General features: G+C 61.3%; 21 protein-coding genes. 17 read left to right on the top strand and 4 right to left on the bottom strand.

The window, feature by feature from the left end:
• The first annotated feature begins 15 nt into the window (after positions 1-15).
• Entirely contained in the window at positions 16-258 is a 243-nt protein-coding gene (locus ACKN61_RS21265; protein ID WP_408951122.1) for a hypothetical protein, read from the top strand.
• Here ACKN61_RS21265 and ACKN61_RS21260 read toward each other — a convergent pair.
• Entirely contained in the window at positions 240-776 is a 537-nt protein-coding gene (locus tag ACKN61_RS21260; protein WP_408951121.1) for a hypothetical protein, read from the bottom strand. The two genes, ACKN61_RS21265 and ACKN61_RS21260, sit on opposite strands and share 19 nt — an antisense overlap.
• Before the next feature lie 64 nt (positions 777-840).
• On the opposite strand from ACKN61_RS21260, the gene ACKN61_RS21255 reads away from it, so the two are divergent.
• Entirely contained in the window at positions 841-2,016 is a 1,176-nt protein-coding gene (locus ACKN61_RS21255; protein WP_408951120.1) for an XVIPCD domain-containing protein, read from the top strand.
• Between the two features lie 87 nt (positions 2,017-2,103).
• Here ACKN61_RS21255 and ACKN61_RS21250 read toward each other — a convergent pair whose 3' ends face one another.
• Positions 2,104-3,000 carry a nuclease-related domain-containing protein gene (locus tag ACKN61_RS21250; RefSeq protein ID WP_408951119.1) on the bottom strand — a complete coding sequence of 299 codons (897 nt, stop codon included), beginning with the start codon at positions 2,998-3,000 and terminating at the stop codon, positions 2,104-2,106.
• A 356-nt stretch (positions 3,001-3,356) separates the two neighbouring features.
• On the opposite strand from ACKN61_RS21250, the gene ACKN61_RS21245 reads away from it, so the two are divergent.
• The 10 genes from ACKN61_RS21245 (at position 3,357) to ACKN61_RS21200 (ending at position 10,257) form a co-directional block, all read left to right on the top strand.
• A complete protein-coding gene (locus tag ACKN61_RS21245; RefSeq protein WP_408951118.1) occupies positions 3,357-3,608 on the top strand; it encodes a hypothetical protein in 252 nt (83 codons plus the stop codon).
• 299 nt (positions 3,609-3,907) lie between these two features.
• Entirely contained in the window at positions 3,908-4,144 is a 237-nt protein-coding gene (locus ACKN61_RS21240) for a hypothetical protein (protein WP_408951117.1), read from the top strand.
• A gap of 118 nt (positions 4,145-4,262) precedes the next feature.
• The gene (locus ACKN61_RS21235) at positions 4,263-4,478 is read left to right on the top strand and encodes a hypothetical protein (RefSeq protein WP_408951116.1); all 216 of its coding nucleotides are present in this window, start codon (positions 4,263-4,265) and stop codon (positions 4,476-4,478) included.
• Positions 4,479-4,690: 212 nt separating this feature from the next.
• Entirely contained in the window at positions 4,691-4,921 is a 231-nt protein-coding gene (locus tag ACKN61_RS21230) for a hypothetical protein (protein WP_408951115.1), read from the top strand.
• A 4-nt stretch (positions 4,922-4,925) separates the two neighbouring features.
• Positions 4,926-5,096 (top strand): DUF6869 domain-containing protein, encoded by a 171-nt coding sequence (locus ACKN61_RS21225; RefSeq protein WP_408951114.1) that lies wholly within the window; start codon positions 4,926-4,928, stop codon positions 5,094-5,096.
• 451 nt (positions 5,097-5,547) lie between these two features.
• On the top strand, positions 5,548-6,210 hold the full coding sequence (locus ACKN61_RS21220) for a hypothetical protein (RefSeq protein ID WP_408951113.1): 663 nt from the start codon (positions 5,548-5,550) through the stop codon (positions 6,208-6,210).
• A gap of 90 nt (positions 6,211-6,300) precedes the next feature.
• Positions 6,301-6,939, top strand: a complete 639-nt coding sequence (locus ACKN61_RS21215; protein ID WP_408951112.1) for a hypothetical protein — start codon at positions 6,301-6,303, stop codon at positions 6,937-6,939.
• Positions 6,940-7,036: 97 nt separating this feature from the next.
• Positions 7,037-7,675, top strand: coding sequence for a hypothetical protein (locus ACKN61_RS21210; protein ID WP_408951111.1), 639 nt, complete (start codon positions 7,037-7,039; stop codon positions 7,673-7,675).
• 87 nt (positions 7,676-7,762) lie between these two features.
• The gene (locus tag ACKN61_RS21205) at positions 7,763-8,443 is read left to right on the top strand and encodes a hypothetical protein (RefSeq protein ID WP_408951110.1); all 681 of its coding nucleotides are present in this window, start codon (positions 7,763-7,765) and stop codon (positions 8,441-8,443) included.
• Between the two features lie 77 nt (positions 8,444-8,520).
• Complete coding sequence (locus tag ACKN61_RS21200) at positions 8,521-10,257, top strand: XVIPCD domain-containing protein (RefSeq protein ID WP_408951109.1); 1,737 nt, start codon at positions 8,521-8,523, stop codon at positions 10,255-10,257.
• 131 nt (positions 10,258-10,388) lie between these two features.
• Here the strand turns inward: ACKN61_RS21200 and ACKN61_RS21195 are convergent, their stop codons facing one another.
• Positions 10,389-11,084: a hypothetical protein gene (locus tag ACKN61_RS21195; RefSeq protein WP_408951108.1), complete on the bottom strand. Its 696-nt coding sequence runs from the start codon at positions 11,082-11,084 to the stop codon at positions 10,389-10,391.
• Positions 11,085-11,167: 83 nt separating this feature from the next.
• A complete protein-coding gene (locus ACKN61_RS21190; protein ID WP_408951107.1) occupies positions 11,168-12,895 on the bottom strand; it encodes a M91 family zinc metallopeptidase in 1,728 nt (575 codons plus the stop codon).
• A gap of 400 nt (positions 12,896-13,295) precedes the next feature.
• Between ACKN61_RS21190 and ACKN61_RS21185 the strand changes: the two genes are divergently transcribed.
• From ACKN61_RS21185 to ACKN61_RS21165, 5 genes are all read left to right on the top strand, one after another.
• Positions 13,296-13,805, top strand: coding sequence for a DUF1697 domain-containing protein (locus ACKN61_RS21185; protein WP_408951106.1), 510 nt, complete (start codon positions 13,296-13,298; stop codon positions 13,803-13,805).
• A 237-nt stretch (positions 13,806-14,042) separates the two neighbouring features.
• Entirely contained in the window at positions 14,043-14,717 is a 675-nt protein-coding gene (locus tag ACKN61_RS21180; RefSeq protein ID WP_408951105.1) for a hypothetical protein, read from the top strand.
• Positions 14,718-14,836: 119 nt separating this feature from the next.
• Positions 14,837-15,376, top strand: coding sequence for a DUF2058 domain-containing protein (locus tag ACKN61_RS21175; RefSeq protein WP_408951104.1), 540 nt, complete (start codon positions 14,837-14,839; stop codon positions 15,374-15,376).
• A 110-nt stretch (positions 15,377-15,486) separates the two neighbouring features.
• Positions 15,487-15,732, top strand: a complete 246-nt coding sequence (locus ACKN61_RS21170; protein ID WP_408951103.1) for a hypothetical protein — start codon at positions 15,487-15,489, stop codon at positions 15,730-15,732.
• A 220-nt stretch (positions 15,733-15,952) separates the two neighbouring features.
• Positions 15,953-16,582 (top strand): hypothetical protein, encoded by a 630-nt coding sequence (locus ACKN61_RS21165; RefSeq protein ID WP_408951102.1) that lies wholly within the window; start codon positions 15,953-15,955, stop codon positions 16,580-16,582.
• Positions 16,583-16,595: the final 13 nt, after the last annotated feature.

Here is a 16,595-nt window from a genome sequence, read left to right as displayed (position 1 = left end):
AACCAGGGAAGCGACATGACCGAATCGGATAAACATAAACGAGAGATCCGCAAGCGGCTATTTCTCTCGGCGGCCCGCCAGAGAGACGGCACCGTCCTGCATGGTTTGCGCTGGTGCCAGCCGTGCCGCGGCCGTGGGGAGATCTGCGTGGAGTATTCCGACAGCTCCAGCCGCTGGGCCGCATTCGAGCCCTGCACGCAATGCGCAGGCGAGGACATCGTCGCCGCCGACGATGGGTCTCAGTTTCGGGGCGGCTGATCGTCGGCGCGCAGGGTCGGCGTCTCGGCAATCTCGATCGACGTCACGCACTGGGTGCTGACCGTGTCCACGGAGAAGGTCACCGACATGCCGTTGCCAGCTGCGAGATAGACCCCGGTGCGCCGGTAATAGTCGAGCTGAGCCGGATCGGGCCGCGTCAGCGATACCGCAAGTTGCACCGGCATGCAGGGCGTCTTGGCGAACTCGGCCATCAGGTGGCGTCCATTCTCCAGTCGGAGGTAGCGCTGCACGATGTATCCATCCCGCAGCGTTACGGGCGCTTGCTGTGCTGTTCGCTCAATGGCCGAAGCATGGGCGGACGCCGGGAACTGCTGCTCCAGTGCCCGTGCAAGCCGATCGAATCCGCTGGGGCCCTCGGACAAGGGGAGGGAAAAGAAATCCTCGATGCGGTCGCCAGCGTGAGCTTGAAGCGGCTCCGATCCGCCGCGCGCGGTAGCGCAAGCAACCAATAGCAATGGCAAGAAGCACATTACTCGACGGCACCCGGACATCTTCATCGTCTTCTCCTTGACGGGGCGATCAGATTAGCATCCACGGCATGGAAGCCTGGCAGGTGATGATATGGACGACAGAAGCGACAACATTATCGATACGCGCGATGCAGAGTATCTGAGGGCGCATGCCGGATTCCAGGGCTTGCCGGCGAGGATGCAGGGATGGATTCTTCATTCTCCTCATGCCGCCGAAGATTTCGCTCGGTTCTTCGAGAAGGGCGGGTTCGTTGAACCTAAAGACCGCATCGGGCTGCCCTATTACCACGCGACCGAGCCGCCGCGAATCGTGGTGGACAAAGATGCGCTCGATACGCTGCGTGGCCCCGCCGCCAAACAGAGCATCGAAGCCGAGTTGGCGATGTTCACGACGCTGGCTCATGAAATTGGCCACGATAAGTTCAATCCCGGCGCCATGCCGTTCCGCGGGGGTTCTGCCGAAGAGTACGTCCAGTATCGCGCCCGGCTTGAGGCCGGTGCGGTCTTCAACGCGTTTCCGATCTTCAATGATCTGAAAGGGCACGGGGAATTCCAGCCCCGATGGAGCCAGCTGGGTTATGGGCAGGGAGGTGGCCTGGGAACGGCCGCCGTCCACCTGGAGTGGAGCAAAGGGCGATTGACCGACGATCAAGCCGTCGCCCAGCTTGCCGCGCCGATCCCCAACTTTCCCTACACGCGCGGCGAACCGCTGCTCGATCAGAACGCCGATGGCGTGCTGACACAGCGCGACGCCTACCTGCGCGATTACCAAGCTCTGATCAAGCACACGCCGAACCAGGGAGAGGCAGATGCAAGAGGGCGGGACGGTGATCTACCCCAGTCGGCTCCGATGGTGCCCTCAAGCAAGGGGCATCCGGATCACGGTCTCTATTCCCAAATAGCCGGTCATGTGCGTGAGCAAGACCGACAGCACGGCCGCCAATGGGACCAGTCGAGCGAACGCCTCACTGCGAGCTTGCTGGCTCTCTCCAAGGAAGCCGGACTGACCCAGGTCGACCACGTGGTTTTCAGCACACGAACCGGCCAAGTGGCTGCCGGCGAAAACGTCTTCGTCGTGCAAGGGCGGCTGGACGACCCCGCTCACCTCCGCGCCCACATGAAGACCGATGAGGCCACGCGAACGCCGGAAAGTGCTTCATTTGCCAGGGCAGAGGCACTGAGCGAGCGCATGGCTACACAGGCCACAACCTTGGCGCAGACGCAGGCACCAGAGGATGTGGTGCGCGGTCCTTCGATCGGGCGATAGCCCGGTTGAAAGTGTCCCGTCGATCGTAATTGTGATGGTGGAGGAAGAGGGACGATTGATCGGATCAAGCCTCGGGCCCCAGGAAGTCTAGGCCTCGACCGGATAGCGCATGATCAGCGCCTGGGTGATAACACCGATTTGAGTCGGACTGAGCGGTGTAGCGCCGAGGCGGGCATCCGCCATGAAATGGGCGCCTCGGCCCGCAGGGTTAAACACCCGGACGCCATCGTCTGGCAGCCGCGGGCTATCGATCCACCATCCCGGCAGCGCGACCGCGGCTTTCACCGGGACCGCAATATTCATCTGGCGCAGATAGGCGGCTAGCCAACCGGCTTGCTGCCGTGCCTGCGCGATGGCCTTTGCGTTGACATGGTCCGGAAAGCGTAGCCGCTCGCCGTCGTAGGCCACTTTGAAGTGATCTTTGCTGCCGGTCTTGGGCGGCTTGCGTACCGACTTGGTTTCGATCACGAAAACGGCGTGGCGGCCGATCACAACGTGGTCGAGATTGAAGGATTCGCAGGGGACGTCATGCAAGACCGTCGCCCCCAACCCGATCAGCCGATTCAGCTCCTGCGCGACGAACATCTCGGCCTTCAAGCCGTCCATTCCGCGCCGCCGTGCATTGCCGCTGACGATGATGCGGCGCAGGGAGAACGCAGCCATAACCAGAAAAGCGGTCAGATACAAAACCTCGCTCACGCCGAACTTGGCATTGCCCCATTCGACCTTTGGCAGCGCCCATGCCGCGAGGAAGTAGGGGCCAAGAAAGAACAGGGCGATCAAGCCGCCGAGCATCGAGTCGGTGTGATCTTCGATGCGCTTCCGCAACTGCTCCCCGGCCCCGTGGATACGCCGATCCGCGAGCGGGGATCGGCGCCCCTGACGATCGCGCCACAGCTTGTAGCCCCAGAGCGCTCCTATCGCCATCAGCGTAGGAATGAAGATGGAGGCGGCTACAGCAAGAACGAGAAGGATCGAGTCCATCAGATGTCCCTATCTGTGTCGGATTTAGCCTGAGAAGGCTCTTATATGAAACAGCGGATGACAAGGGCAGGGCGCTCAAATTGAGCAGGGCGGGCAACCTGCCAGCGCTCAAGGGGGTGCCATGCATCTAAATCGCCTTGCTCTTTGAATGATCCGAGCCGAGCCGAGCCAGGCCGGGCCGGGCCGGGCCGGCCTGGCCGAGTCGGTCGCCAGCCACAATAGGGTCTGATGCGATATAACGGGCTGGCAATGGGAGGAGGCCGCCCAGCGACCGGCTCCCGTGCGCGATATCGTCAGAGGCTTGGCTAGCATCGATAGCCAAAGTCGGATCGAGCTAACAAGGGAAAGAAGTAACAATGCTGAATTATCACGATGGCCAGGACGTGCGATTGGGCGACCTGATTCAATGGGGCGATAGTGCAACCGGAACCGTCGTGGTCATGATCACCGAGCAGGCGGCGGTGGTCGGGTACGTAGCCGATGACTGGGCCTACCTCCAGCGGGGCTGCATGATCCACGTGCCCGCAGCGGGCCTGTTTCACTACAACGCGGAAGGCTTGCAGCACGACGCGAACCTCGGACTCATCGCACGCGCCGATCCCGTCTAGGCACTCGTTCGGAGCAGTATTGCCGACGCTTTGGGCGTCCCGCTTGCTTTCTTTATTCCGAAACCGACACTTAGATGGTGGTAGTGCCTGGGGCTGCGGTACACCCAGGCGGCGCAGAGTATCGATAGCGAAGGCGTAGGGGCGGCTCGCGTACCTGCGGCACGGTGGCGGCATCGTGCGAAGAGTAAGGGATGCCTGAAAACCTGTTCCCATCTTCATCGTTTCATTATCGATCAGTAATGCAAGGACGGCCGATACGTCCTATCCTGCGCCTCCGCTATCATCCGCACAGGCGACGAATGAAACTCTGGGGCTATAGCAAGAAAGAACGAGACGCAGGCGAGGTCCGTCTTATAGAGCTGGCGGAAGCCAGCTTACTGGCAACCCCAGCCGAGCTTCGGCGTATCGCCGCATTCCTGAGCGACGCGGCCGATAACATGGATTGCATGGGCGGCGACTACGATCACGAACATCTGGGCGATCGCCAACCCGGTTTCGAGGATTCGCCGCACTTAGTCGTGGCCAGGGCGAAATAGGCGCGCGTGGATAGTGGTTACATCGGAAGCAACATGCCGCAGTCTACGTAGTAATCGTTACTTACATTTGGACAAGATAATGACGACACTGCAGTACCACGATGGCCAAGAGGTTAGGTTGGGCGACACCATTCGCTGGGGAGACGAGGCGAGCGGGGTCGTCGTGGTGATGATTGCCGAGCAAGAGGCCATGCCGGGCTACGAAGCTGCGGAATGGGCTTGCCTCCAGGACGGCTGCATGATCTTGTCATCCACAACCGACCTGGTCCGCTATCACGCACAGGGGCTGGCGTGCGATTCCAACCTCACATTGCATGCCCGCATGCTTGAGTAACGCTAGAGAAGGCGCGTATGATCCCGCCGACCTAATCGCGCCATGCAGGCGCTGCCGCCCACCGGGCGCGCACACGAAGCAAAGCCGGCGACGCCGGCATAACGCCTCTAATCCTCATCAGCTGATCTGATGCCACCGGCCTCTCCGGCCGCGGGTGCTGCTCCCGCTTGGCAACCCTCGTCAATCAACTCGCGGCCGTGCCGCCTGATCTCATGACCAACGCACCCTCGCTCGACACCTGGATCGATGCCTTCATCGAACTCCACGCCGAGCATGAAACTTCCGAGCCGAACTCAGATCACCCGTTGTGGTGGGCAATTGAACGAACGATCTTCATTCTCGAGCCCGTCGATCGCGAAACGATGTGGCAGTTCGTCATAGAGGTATTGGCTCGCAGACCCCCCCCCGTTCGTCCTCGAATGCCTGGCGGCAGGACCGCTTGAGGACATGATCGCCCACTTCGGCGACTACTTCATCGAGCGAATCGAACGTACTGCTAAGAGCGATCCGGCGTTCCGCGAGCTCCTTCATGGGGTGTGGAAGAACAGAACTCCCGATGCGCTGTGGCAGCGCGTCGAGATCGCCCGTGGTCCTGACGATTCATCGCCTGCCGCATAGGCGCAACTGACAGAGTTCTTCTCAATGGCGTCGGCGCTCTGCACAGAGTGCCGACGCTCGAGTGCGCTTCATCCGGCAAGACTCCGTATTCGATGAGCTTTCTTAGGCAGTTGGTGCCGAGATGCTGCCGGCAAGACATGGCCGGGTGTCCAACCTGTACGTCGGAATAGCGACGCATAGGGCTGAGTTCTGAGTGTCGAGGCCGGCGTGGAAGCTACAGCGCAACCTGGAGTTGCGAAAGCGAAGCTGCATGCAAGAAAGCTGCAGTAGTAGTCGTTGCAGCGGCAGCCCCGTAAGTGTGCTTAGTTCTCGATTCTTTGTAGACAAAACGAGCTATCGGTGCCTTTCCTTAGGTTACGGATTGTTTCGGGGGCTGGGGCTGGCGTAACCTCGGCCTTGATTCCGAAGTCATAGGCAATGGGCAGGCATGGACGGGCCGCGAGATTTGCGCATGAAGCAACTGCCGCTGTCACGGCGGCTTGCGCTGTGCGGATCGTTCATTTCTTGCCTCGCATTAGCTGCCTGTGCGCAAGCACCGTCGAAGACGAAGGCCGCTCGCCTGTCTTCAAAATCTGCCGCTGTGACGTTGTCCGATACGTTCAAGCCGAGTCTTGCCGGCGACTACCCGCAGATCACATCGGAGGAAATGGGGCGGCGCTTTCTGAAGCTGGTCGATGGGCTTAAGACCGTCGACGCGCTGACGCCGGAATACGTGGCAGCCGAGACCGGCCTGCCTTTGAAGTACGCACCGGCCGGTAAGGTCTACTCGTTCACCCTTCACGAGCCCAAGTCGGGCTGGTACTACGGACTCGACTACTACCAGAGCCCGGCAGCAGGATGGAAAACCGCTAGCGTGCAGTTCAGCAACCCGACAAACCCGGATGCCGATATGGCACCAGTCTGCGGCCTCGACTTCGATGGCTATACGGCGGCGCTCAAGGGCATGGGCTTCGCGATGACGCCTACGTACGACATGCGCGGCAACGTGGTGGAATATCGCTTCTACCGCGGCGAGCTCGACGTGTCGATGGGCTATCGCGAGCAGGCCCGCTCAACGCAGGTCAAGCAAACGCATTTCTGCGTGGAATCGATCTCGGTCCACGGAGCGAAGTGACATGCCGCAGGCGATTGCTCAGCTGCCGCTACGATCTCGCAACCGGTGCGGTCACGGTGCTCAAACAGTTGAATATCCCGGGAGGTCCCCATGACCCCATCGGCATTGCGCCGGGTTGGAGCCACGATCCTCTTGCTGTGTTCGGTTATGGCGGGTGCTTGCACGCACATCCCGCCCGAAAAGAAGGCTACGGAGAAGCCAGGCACGATGTCGACCGATACCTACAAGTTAAGCCAGGCGGGCGAGTATCCCGATCTGACGGCCGAGGAGGCCGGGCGGCGCGTTCTGAATCTCGTCGATGGGCTGGAATCGATGGATGAGCTTCCGTTGGAGCGAGTGATAGAGCGAACTGGCTTGCCGCTAACGTACGCTCCTGCCGGAAACCTGCATGCCTTCGCCGTTGAACTGGCTGGAAACCGAGGTTTTTACAACGTCATTTATCGCGATAAGAATGGCCGAAGGTTCGTCGAGATCCGATATGACGGGCCGGAGGAGTCCGAACATTCCGATGTATTTCCTTGCGTGCTGGGTGCCACTGCGGTCGCGGAGCGGCTGAAGGCATTGGGCTATATCATGAACACCGACATTGATGAGATTGGTCGCACGCTCGAACACGTGTTCACTCGGGGCCGCTTGAGTGTGCGCATCGTGCCGAGCAGCTACAGCATGTCGAGTCCGCTTGGGACAGATACCTGCGTGGCAGTGCTGACAATTCAGTCAAAGGACTAGTTGATGGCAGCCTGTCCAGGCCGCTATCAACGTTAGAAGGATGCTAATGGCCATTGCTTGGGATCGTAACTTTCCTGTGTCATTGGACGGAGTTCCCATGATTGTTCTATTTCGAACGGTAGTAGGCGTAGCGGTGCTGGCAGGCTGCGGCCTGATGAGCGCCTCTGCCCATGCCGTCTCCCCCTCTAGGCCAAAAGAGCCTGTCGACATAACGTCGATAGATGCCTACGGAATCAGTTCGCCCACCGAGCATCCAGAGTTGACCCCAGAGGAACTTGGGCGCCGGACCTTGCGACTGCTGGATGGGCTGAAATCCATGGACGAACTAACCGTCGGCCAAGTGTCTGCGCGCACCGGAATACCGCTGAAGTACGCGCCGAAGGGAAAGGTCTATGCGTTCACTGTTCAGGAGCCGGATTCCCCTTGGTACTACGGTGTGAACTACCGCGAAGGTCTCGAAGGGAAATTGTTCGAGCTGGAGTATGCGTATGTCGGCGACGCTCGGCCTAAAGGGGCCCCCTTGTGCGGTATGTCCGCCGATGGTCTTGCAAGGAAGCTCAAGGCAGATGGCTATTCCCTGTGGATCGATGTCGACGAGTTAGGTAAGGCCTTGGCCTACTACTTCGAGCGCTCGCCGCTTAAGGTCCGGGTGGTGCCCGCGGCGAGCGTTCCCAACGAGAAAACAGGCGCGTATCACATGTGTGTCTCGCAGTTGATGATTACTTCAGCGGATTGAGCTCGATAGAGCCTTGAATCCACGGACGAAGGGAAGCTTCCGCATGCTTGCATCAAGATCATCGTTACTCGTTCGGATCAATAACGTATGGCCAAGTCAGAACTCATGAAGCACCTAAATCATCCTTCGATCGTCGGGCTGCTGCTGGCTGCTAGTTGCACAATTTTGAGTGCTTGCACCCATGCAGCGCCCGTTAGCCCAATAGATCAGCCATTTGCCAAGGGGGCCTCCGGCGTGAGCTCAACTGAGTCCTATAAACCGCATCCTGCGAGCGACTACCCGGAGATCACGCCCGAGGAAATGGGGCGGCGTCTCCTGAAGTTGGTCGACGGGTTGAAAACTATTGAGGAGCTGACTCTGGATCGAGTCCTCGAGCAAACCAAGCTCCCCCTTCGATATGCCCCAGATGGTAGGGCATATGTGTTCGGATTGTATCTGCCGGACTCTGGCTGGCACTACGCGCTTTCCTATTTCGAAGATGCGGAAGCGAAGCTGAAGACTGTTCGTTACGACTTTGCGAACCCGGCGAATGAACAGGCGGATATGACGCCAGTGTGCGGCCTTAGCTTCGATGATTATGCAGACTCGCTGAAGAAGATCGGCTTCACCATGACGACTTCGCATGACGAAATAGGTCGAGCGATTGACTACAGCTTCTATCGGCCCGAGGTGCAAGTTATCATCACCGAGAGGAGGGAGCGCATTGCAAGCGAAGGAGCGTTGCCGCGTTCTTGTGTTAAGTCGGTCGCGATACATTCGGTGGATTGACTATGGCCAGACCGAATAGGGAACTTCAGGCAGCGATTGATAGGTTCGGCGCCACATCGGGCGCGAATAGTGACCAAGTGGCGCAACTGTATGCTGCGATTGATGCGGATTCGAGTCTGCTGCGAAGCTTGAATAAGGAGGCCGAGGCTGGGCGGCTAAAAGGGTTCGCATTTCACATCAGTACAAGAGACAACCTTGTTGGTGCGTACGACATACAATCCGGGATGGTCATGTTGCCCGCTTCGGGGTTCCGCGAAGCAGGCAAAGAGCCGAGCCCGAACCTCGCCGGCGCGCTACGTATTCAGGACATGTCAGTACGTTTTGCGCATAGCAGCTATACAGATGCGGCGAACCAGCCGGCCACCGTCAGCCAGGAAATGGTCGACAATCTTCAGCGTACGATCAACGGCTCACCTGTATTGGCTGACCAGATGAAGGCGGCCACTGCGGCCGGTCATTTGAAGCAATTCGCGGTGATGGCGCCAGGAACTGGAGCGGGTGGTACTTACGATGGCTCTACTCAGACCATGAATCTCCCTGCATCGAGCCTTCAAAGTAAGACTGCAGCCAACCCCGCTGGAAAGTTCAACGTTGGCTCATTGACCTTCGTGCTCGGCCATGAAACTCAGCATGGATTCAACCATGCCGAAAAGCAGGCTGCCTACCGGGTGTTCGATTCGGAGGTCCGGAAAATTGCACGGGATAGCAATCCGATCAACGATTACACCCTGCCTATTGAGAAGTTGGTTCAAGCAGGCCGAGAAGATGAATCAAAGGCCGAGATCGCAGGCTGGAATGCCGTTCTGAGTAGCACGCAGCAAATCAAGCCGGCGGTCGATTTGGCTGTGATGTCAAAAATCCAAGTAAACCAAGTCAGGGATTTCGTTGACTACGATATCGTCGCGCAGAAAGCCTCCCCTAAGCCGGGTCTGGTCTTCAATCCAGATCTTTCTTTGTCTCAGACTCCCGAAAATATTGCCGCGATGGGAAGGCATTACTTCGATAAACATCCTGATGGTACGCCGGGAATACCTCTGCAACAGACGTCGAGCTTGGGCCCGCATAGAGAGGCCGACTACCCCAACTACTACGGTCGTAACGCCATCCAGCGTGCCATCACGATCGATCGTAAGCACGCGCACTCGGTCGATGGCGTCGAGCCGCAGATGCAGATCAACATGGCGCAGCTGCGTCTGGATGAACGCTTGATCGAGCGGTTGGGGCTTGAGATCGATCCGCACCCGGAACGGCGCCAGGCTTATTACGACGCCAGTCGGTCGCCGCCGGCGCTACGGCATTTCGACCATACTGAGACGGGTCTTAGCCGTTACGAGCATGTCCCGATCGATCCCGAGATCCTCGCCGGCGACGTAGTCAACAAAGACCATGCTAAGCCGAATCCCTCCCAACCCGGCCATCCCGACCACACGCTCTACTCGCAAATCGTCACGCAAGTAAAAGAGCTGGATCGCGTCAACGGTCGTAGTTGGGATCAGGTCAGCGAGCGCTTGAGCGCTAGCCTGTTGTCGCTGGCGAAGGACAGCGGCGTCACCCACGTCGACCACGTGGTCTTCAGCCAGAAGACCGACCACGTAGCGGCCGGAGAGAACGTCTTCATCGTGCAAGGGCGATTGGACGATCCTGCGCATGTGCGCGCGCATATGAAGACCGAGGCGGCGGTACAGACGCCCGAGGCCGTGTCGTTCCAGAAGGTCGAGGCACTGAACGAGCGGTCAGCGCAGCAAGCGCTCAGTACGCAGCAGAATTATCAGGCGCAAGAAGAAGTGCAGAAGTCGTCTGGGATGAGTCGATAAGACGCGTCTCGATAGGGGCGTTGTATCGGTTGTTGCTGAGACCTTGCTCGTAGCGACTAAGCGCCATCCCCACAAAAAACCGGGCCGCTTTCGCGGCCCGATCCGTATCTATCGCAGGTCTGTTGCTTCAATCACTCAACAAACCGCGCCGTCCCCACGTCGTACCACGGGGTGCATAGCAGTTGGCGGCCGCTGCTGGTGTCGCCGGTGGCGGTCCAGATGGGGCCGTGGTTGGTCTTGACCGGGTTGCGGAACTGCTTTTCGTCGAACGGCGCCACCGCGACGCACCAGCGCACGCGCTTGGGGGCGCCGGTGCCGGTGAAGCGGTGGACGAACTGGTCGGCCAGTTCGCCGCCGGGCTTCAATTCGACGGCGAGCGGGGCGACGCCCAGCGGGTCCATCGCGGCGGTGGCTGGGGCGGGGCCGGGGGCGTGCAGCAGCACGGTGCCGCCGTCTTGCTGTTCGACGCGCGGTGCGCCGACCGGGCCGGGGTTGAAGGTGGCGCCGGCGCGGTCGCCGTACACGCCGCGGTCGAACACGGCCAGGGCGCGGTCGGCGCTGCCGTTGCGCAGGCGGTAGCGCACCAGCAGGGTGTTGGCGTCGGCGCTGTAGTGGAACTCGGCGTGCAGGCTCGCTTCCTGGCCGTCCTGCACGCGCAGGCGGGTGTCGGCGGTGGCGGTGGTGGTGTCGGGCTGAGCGTTCATTCGGGTGTCTTCTGCAGGATGCGGTAGGCCATGCGCGCAGGCGGCGGCCAGCGAGGCGGCGAACACGGCGGAGGCCTTGAGCGCGTATCGCGGGCGGGCGGCGGTCGTGTGGTTCGCTGTCATCGGGCGGGTCTCGGCATGGGTCGTTGATTCACAGGTGGGTGTGGGCGCGCCGCGCAGGCCCGGGGGCTGCGCGCGGCGGTCGCTCATCGGCGCATGCCGCCGGCGCTCTGCGCCGGTTCGGCTTGTTGTTGCTGCTGCGCCTGGGCCTGCGTTTCCGCCTGGGCTTGTTGCTCCTGGCGGTCGACGGCGTGGATGGCTTCGTGGCGCATGGCCTGGCCGGGCGGTTGCTCGGCCAGGGCGCGGGTGGCTTCGCGAGTCGCAGTGCGGTCGCCGGATTCCATTGCCTGCAACAACGCGTCCAGGTGGGCGTGGGCGTGGTTGTGCCCGCCGTTGGGGTTGGCACCGGTCGCGCTGGGGTTGCCCGGCGCGGAGAACGCGGTCTTCTCGTCGGCGCTGTAGTTTGGACGGCGCGGCAGGCCCATCTCGTCGCGCAGGCCGTTTTCGGTCAGGTTGCGCGGGTTGGTCTTGGTGTCCGGGGTGGCCGGGTTGCGGTCGAAGTCGAAGGCGACGCCGCTGTTGTCCAGGCCCACCGCCTGGCGCTCCAAGTTGCGCACGTTGCCCGAGTCCGGGCCGGTGCCGCTGTACATGCCCTGCTGCAGGGTGCCGCCGGTGATGTTGTAGGCATGCGACATCTCGTGGTGCAGCACCACGGTCGGGCTTTCGAAGAATTCGCTGTGGAACGAGGGGTTGTAGCTGATCACCGAGTCCATGCCCCGGCCGGCGGTGGTGACGCCGGTGGTGGGGTCGGTGCGCAGGAAGGCGTCGGCGGTTGGCCCGGGGCCGGCGTAACCGTTCATCTCGTTGGCCAATTCGGTGATGCTGATCTTGTGGCCGGTGCCGGTGGTCGGGTTGGCGATGCGGTCGAACTCGCCGAGCATTTCGCGGCCGTTCGGCGAGGAGCGCATCATGTCGAGGTCGGCCTCGGCGCGCTGGCGGAACGCATCCGAGGAGCCGGCGGCGACGGTGACCGTGGCGCCGACGTTGGCGGTCATGTCCACTTGGACCTGGGTGTTGCGCGCGCCCCGCGCGGCGGTGACGGTGTCTTCGCCGCTCTGGCCGTAGACGGTGTCGCGGCCGGCGCGGTTGTCGACGGTGTCGGCGCCGGCGCCGGTGTAGACGCGGTCGTTGCCCTGGCCGCCGCGCAGGATGTCGTTGTCCTGGCCGCCGGACAGGATGTCGTTGCCCTGGCCGCCTTCGAGGGTGTCGTTGCCGCGCCCGCCTTCGAGGTAGTCGCGGCCTTGGCCGCCGCGCAGGATGTCGTTGCCGTCGCCGCCGTAGACCACGTCGTTGCCGGCGCCGGCATCGATGGTGTCGTTGCCGGTGTTGCCGAACACGTCGTCGCGTCCGCGGCCGGTGCTGATCGTGTCGTCGCCAGCGCCGCCATCGACACGATCGCGCCCGCGGCCGGTGGTGATGGTGTCGTTGCCGTTGCCGCCTTGCACGTCCATGTTGACGCGCACGTTGGGCGCGGCATGGATGATGTCGTTGCCGTCGCCGCCGCGCACGCCGAGCTGCTGCTGGGCGGCGAGGGTGATCTGGAAGGGTTGGCCGTTGATGCTGACATCGAGCACGCCGTTGGCGCGCTGGCTGACTTGCACGTTGTCGTCGCCGGCGCCGCCGTTGATGACGAGCAGGTCGCTGAACTGATCGCCGCGGGGCACTTGTTCGCGGCTGATGACGATGTCGCCCTGGCGGAACAGTTCCTGCGAGACGATGCCTTTGCCGTCGGCGGTGCTGCGCGACAGATCGGGCGGCGGACTGCCGGGCGGGACGGTACCGCCGTCGATGACGGTGGGAGTGGGGCCTGCCATAGAGATTCTCCTTGGCGTTGAAAGGCTGACGAATGGGTAAGGCGCTCGGCGCAGCCGTGTTCCTGCCGAGCGGGTTGGATTTGCCGACTATAGGCGGACTGTGGGAGCGAAGGAAATCGGGGGCTCCGACCGACGCGACCAACGGTCCGGCCCGGGTGGGCGGGGCGCTGCACCCGTCAGGCACAGGGGGCTGAAGTGGGAGCGCAGTCACAAGAAACGCGATGGGTTCGCCGATCCGGCCAAGCCGGCCGCATCGATGGCCCGGCAACGCGCCTGTTCAGGGATATCGATGCCTGGCGCCCGGGAAGGCAGGCGCGCTGCCCGTGGCCTTCATTGCGCGGAGCTTCGCGGCCCGTGCCCGGCTGAACAGGCCGCCGGCCTTGCCGTATCCTGCCGCCCCATGCCCACCTATATCGCCTTGCTGCGCGCCGTGAATGTCGGCGGCACCGGAAAACTGCCGATGGCCGAACTGCGCGCGATGTGCGAGGCCGTCGGCTTCGAAGACGTGCGCACCTATATCGCCAGCGGCAACGTGGTGTTGCGCAGCGCGCTGAACGCGAAGCGCGTGCAGGCGGCTTTGGAGCAATGCCTGGCCGACTACGCAGGCAAGCCGGTTGGGGTGATCGTGCGCACCCCAGCGGAGATGGCGCGCGCGTTGGCCGCGCAACCGTTCGCGCATGCCGCGCCGAACCGCGCGCTGGTGATCTTTCTCGACGCGCCGCCGCCGGCCGATGCGCTGGCCGCGGTCAAGCATCGCAACGGCGAAGAGATCGCCCTGGGCGAGCGCGAGATCTACGTGCATTACGGCGACGGCATGGCCGATTCCAAACTCGTCATCCCCGCGGCCAAGGCCGGCACCGCGCGCAACTTGAACACGGTGGCGAAGTTGATCGAGATGGCGGGCGGTTGAGGGCTATCAGGTGGGTATGCACAGCACTGGGCTCGAGCATGCTTTGTCAGTGCAGAGGTGACCCGTATCGTGCCAAAGCTGCTTGTTGCGGGTAGCAAGCAGCCAAGCCGGTCCTGCGTAATGCGATTCCGCTCTGCGGTCAGCAAGGTCTCGTGTTCTAAGATGTAGTTGGTGCAACTTAACTAGTGCGGCCTACGCCAATGAAGCGAGGCCATGTTACGTAATCCCGGGGGGGGCATGGACGTAGTAGCAAATTTCGCGGCGGCATCCGAAAGCAACTCATGGGCGTGGGGGTGGGATGCGGTGGCTGCGATCGGCACGGTCGTTGCCGCGACAGTGGCGCTTCTTATCTGGGCGGCCGATCGTTGGGCCGCAGCAAGGCGGCGGAAAAACGAAGCGCAGCTACTCGCGGTTATCCTCGCGCCGAGGCTGAATTCGCTAAAAATAGCGATCGAGAAGCTTGTTGGCGTTATCGAGGCGGCTGCGGAAGAGGGGTTTCATGTTTACTTCGACGATCAGGATGCACGGGCGCTATTCGCAGATGCCATTGATGCGATAGATATCTCTAAATTCCCTTCTACCTTGGACGGGTTCGCTTCGCTTCCAATGGAGGTCGGAGCTCTGTTCGTCGACACGCTTACGTGCGTCCAAAGATTGAAGAGTGCGGCCACTCATTTCAGGAAGCTTAGAAAGAATGCCCCTGATGAGCGAGTAATCGCTAGAGCGAAACAATTGGCATTTCGGCTGTATAGAGCGAACCACAAAGTGAGCAGAGCCTGGAAGGTCTGTACCCGGTTGCGGCCGAAATATGACCTGTTGAAGAACCTGGATCGTGATTCCGGCAGATTAAAGCTATTCTTTCGAAAGGTCGGAAAAGTATTCTCCGCCGCCTGGGCTGCTGCTAAAGAGTAGTGTGGTGCTTCCGGGCAACTATTAAGTTCGAAGGTGACGGGTAGTTGCGATGAACAGGCCGGTATTTCGATCGCGAACCTGTCTTCCGGCCTCCCGCCCGCCGTACTAGACTCCATCCCATGCGAAATCCACTGCAAGATCAATTGCTCAAGGCCGGCCTGGTCAAGAAGGCCCAGGTGTCCCAGGTCGCGCGCGAGCAGGCCAAACAGCGCCAAGGCAAGGCGCCGCCCGCGCCCACCGCGGAGCAGATCGAGAGCGAGCGGCTGCGTACCGAACGCGCCGAGCGCGACCGCGCGTTGTCGGCCGAGCGCAACGCGCAGGCGAAGGCGCACGAGCTGCGCGCGCAGGTCCGCCAGATCGTCGAGACCCACAAGGTCAAGCGCGAGGGCGAGATCGCATACGGTTTTACCGACGAAGGCAAGATCAAGAACGTGCTGATCAACACTGCGCTGCGCGCGCAGTTGGCGAGCGGCGCGCTGGTGATCGCGCGCCACGACCAGGGCTATGAGCTGCTGCCGCGCGCCGCTGCGGAAAAAGTGTATGCCCGCGACCCGTCGATGATCGTGCTCGATCACGCCGCGCCCAAACCCGACGCACCCACGAGCGAGGACGACGAGTACTACGCCCAGTTCCAGGTGCCGGACGATCTGATCTGGTAAGTCCTCCGCGATGGCCTGTGCAAGCTCACCGCATAGACATGCCCTGTCGACCTGAAACCCTCGCCATGCATCCGCCACGGCCGGTTAGCGCACGCACTTACCGCTTCGCCTTGCGTTCGATCGAAGAGCGTTTCGGTGCCGGCAACTTCGACGATGCCGGTGATGCGATTGTCGCTGCGCTGCGCGATGTCTATGACCAAGCCGAGCGCTGCGCCGTCGATTTCAGTTTCGACACAGTGCATGCCAATCCTTGGTTTCATGCCTTGGTGGTGGCGATAGATCCATTACCGGAGTTGGCGCACGCAGGGTTCCTCGCGCGGCTTACCGAAATCGGCCTTCAGCCGGAAGGTCTCTAGATCTTCATGTGTCATCAAGCCTATTGCGCCTCTGTGCGCGTTAGCAGTTGCTTGTTGCATCGGAAACTGTAGCGCCGACGACATCAGCGCTACTTTCAGTTGCCGTTGTTGCGCGCACGCGCTTGACGTAGGCTGCGAGGCATAAGAACCGATCGAGTCGAGACCTGCGTGTCATCGCCATCGTCGCGTAGTCCGAACTTTTCTTGCCATGGAGGCATCGATGCGAACCGAGTTCTGCATTTTCTCGCTCGTGCTGGCGCTGGGGGTTTCCGCCTGCGGTGAGCACAAGCCCCGCGTGGACCGGATGACCGCGGAGTTGCAGGACAAGTACAAGCGCAATCCGGCCCCGAAGCAGCCCTATCAGATCACTCTGACCCTGGTCGATGCGCCGGGGCCGTTCGCCAAGATAGAAGGATTTGTTTCCTATGAGGCTCGGGATTGCCGCTATATGCCGGACCGGATCGCGGGCTTTTTCTTGACTCCGTCCATCAACCTGCCAATGAGCTATTCAAAGGTCGACGAGACTTCTTATGTCGCCACGGTCCACGCCGATGCGATGCTCGACGAGGATTATCTTGGCGAGGGCATCTGTCATTGGCAACTGACCTCGTTGAATGCGCAGCTCAAGGCGACCGGTGCCGAGCCTGAGACGAATTTCATCGCCAGCCTTATGAATGAAGATGTGACGGCGCAGCGAGCGGTAACGAACTACTACTGGAAAGAGCGGTATCCGCGCAGCGAAGTTACGGACTATCCGGATATGGGCGAGGAAGATCGGGATGCCTTCCGGCCCGAAATCCGCGATGAACTCTTTGCTATCACCCTGCTGCCCAGGGCAACGACGCCATGAGCTTGGCGAGTGT

This window comes from Lysobacter sp. Hz25 (assembly GCF_046097045.1).
Lineage (GTDB): Bacteria > Pseudomonadota > Gammaproteobacteria > Xanthomonadales > Xanthomonadaceae > Lysobacter > Lysobacter antibioticus_B.
The sequence above is the reverse complement of the archived record's forward strand: the minus strand, read 5'-3'. Positions and strand labels throughout refer to the sequence as shown.

What these genes read in the sequence shown, in the direction of transcription:
- ACKN61_RS21265 (WP_408951122.1), top strand. Translation starts at nt 16, where the DNA reads ATGACCGAATCGGATAAACATAAACGAGAGATCCGCAAGCGGCTATTT.
- ACKN61_RS21260 (WP_408951121.1), bottom strand. Translation starts at nt 776, where the DNA reads ATGAAGATGTCCGGGTGCCGTCGAGTAATGTGCTTCTTGCCATTGCTA.
- ACKN61_RS21255 (WP_408951120.1), top strand. Translation starts at nt 841, where the DNA reads ATGGACGACAGAAGCGACAACATTATCGATACGCGCGATGCAGAGTAT.
- ACKN61_RS21250 (WP_408951119.1), bottom strand. Translation starts at nt 3,000, where the DNA reads ATGGACTCGATCCTTCTCGTTCTTGCTGTAGCCGCCTCCATCTTCATT.
- ACKN61_RS21245 (WP_408951118.1), top strand. Translation starts at nt 3,357, where the DNA reads ATGCTGAATTATCACGATGGCCAGGACGTGCGATTGGGCGACCTGATT.
- ACKN61_RS21240 (WP_408951117.1), top strand. Translation starts at nt 3,908, where the DNA reads ATGAAACTCTGGGGCTATAGCAAGAAAGAACGAGACGCAGGCGAGGTC.
- ACKN61_RS21230 (WP_408951115.1), top strand. Translation starts at nt 4,691, where the DNA reads ATGACCAACGCACCCTCGCTCGACACCTGGATCGATGCCTTCATCGAA.
- ACKN61_RS21225 (WP_408951114.1), top strand. Translation starts at nt 4,926, where the DNA reads ATGATCGCCCACTTCGGCGACTACTTCATCGAGCGAATCGAACGTACT.
- ACKN61_RS21220 (WP_408951113.1), top strand. Translation starts at nt 5,548, where the DNA reads ATGAAGCAACTGCCGCTGTCACGGCGGCTTGCGCTGTGCGGATCGTTC.
- ACKN61_RS21215 (WP_408951112.1), top strand. Translation starts at nt 6,301, where the DNA reads ATGACCCCATCGGCATTGCGCCGGGTTGGAGCCACGATCCTCTTGCTG.
- ACKN61_RS21210 (WP_408951111.1), top strand. Translation starts at nt 7,037, where the DNA reads ATGATTGTTCTATTTCGAACGGTAGTAGGCGTAGCGGTGCTGGCAGGC.
- ACKN61_RS21205 (WP_408951110.1), top strand. Translation starts at nt 7,763, where the DNA reads ATGGCCAAGTCAGAACTCATGAAGCACCTAAATCATCCTTCGATCGTC.
- ACKN61_RS21195 (WP_408951108.1), bottom strand. Translation starts at nt 11,084, where the DNA reads ATGACAGCGAACCACACGACCGCCGCCCGCCCGCGATACGCGCTCAAG.
- ACKN61_RS21190 (WP_408951107.1), bottom strand. Translation starts at nt 12,895, where the DNA reads ATGGCAGGCCCCACTCCCACCGTCATCGACGGCGGTACCGTCCCGCCC.
- ACKN61_RS21185 (WP_408951106.1), top strand. Translation starts at nt 13,296, where the DNA reads ATGCCCACCTATATCGCCTTGCTGCGCGCCGTGAATGTCGGCGGCACC.
- ACKN61_RS21180 (WP_408951105.1), top strand. Translation starts at nt 14,043, where the DNA reads ATGGACGTAGTAGCAAATTTCGCGGCGGCATCCGAAAGCAACTCATGG.
- ACKN61_RS21175 (WP_408951104.1), top strand. Translation starts at nt 14,837, where the DNA reads ATGCGAAATCCACTGCAAGATCAATTGCTCAAGGCCGGCCTGGTCAAG.
- ACKN61_RS21165 (WP_408951102.1), top strand. Translation starts at nt 15,953, where the DNA reads ATGCGAACCGAGTTCTGCATTTTCTCGCTCGTGCTGGCGCTGGGGGTT.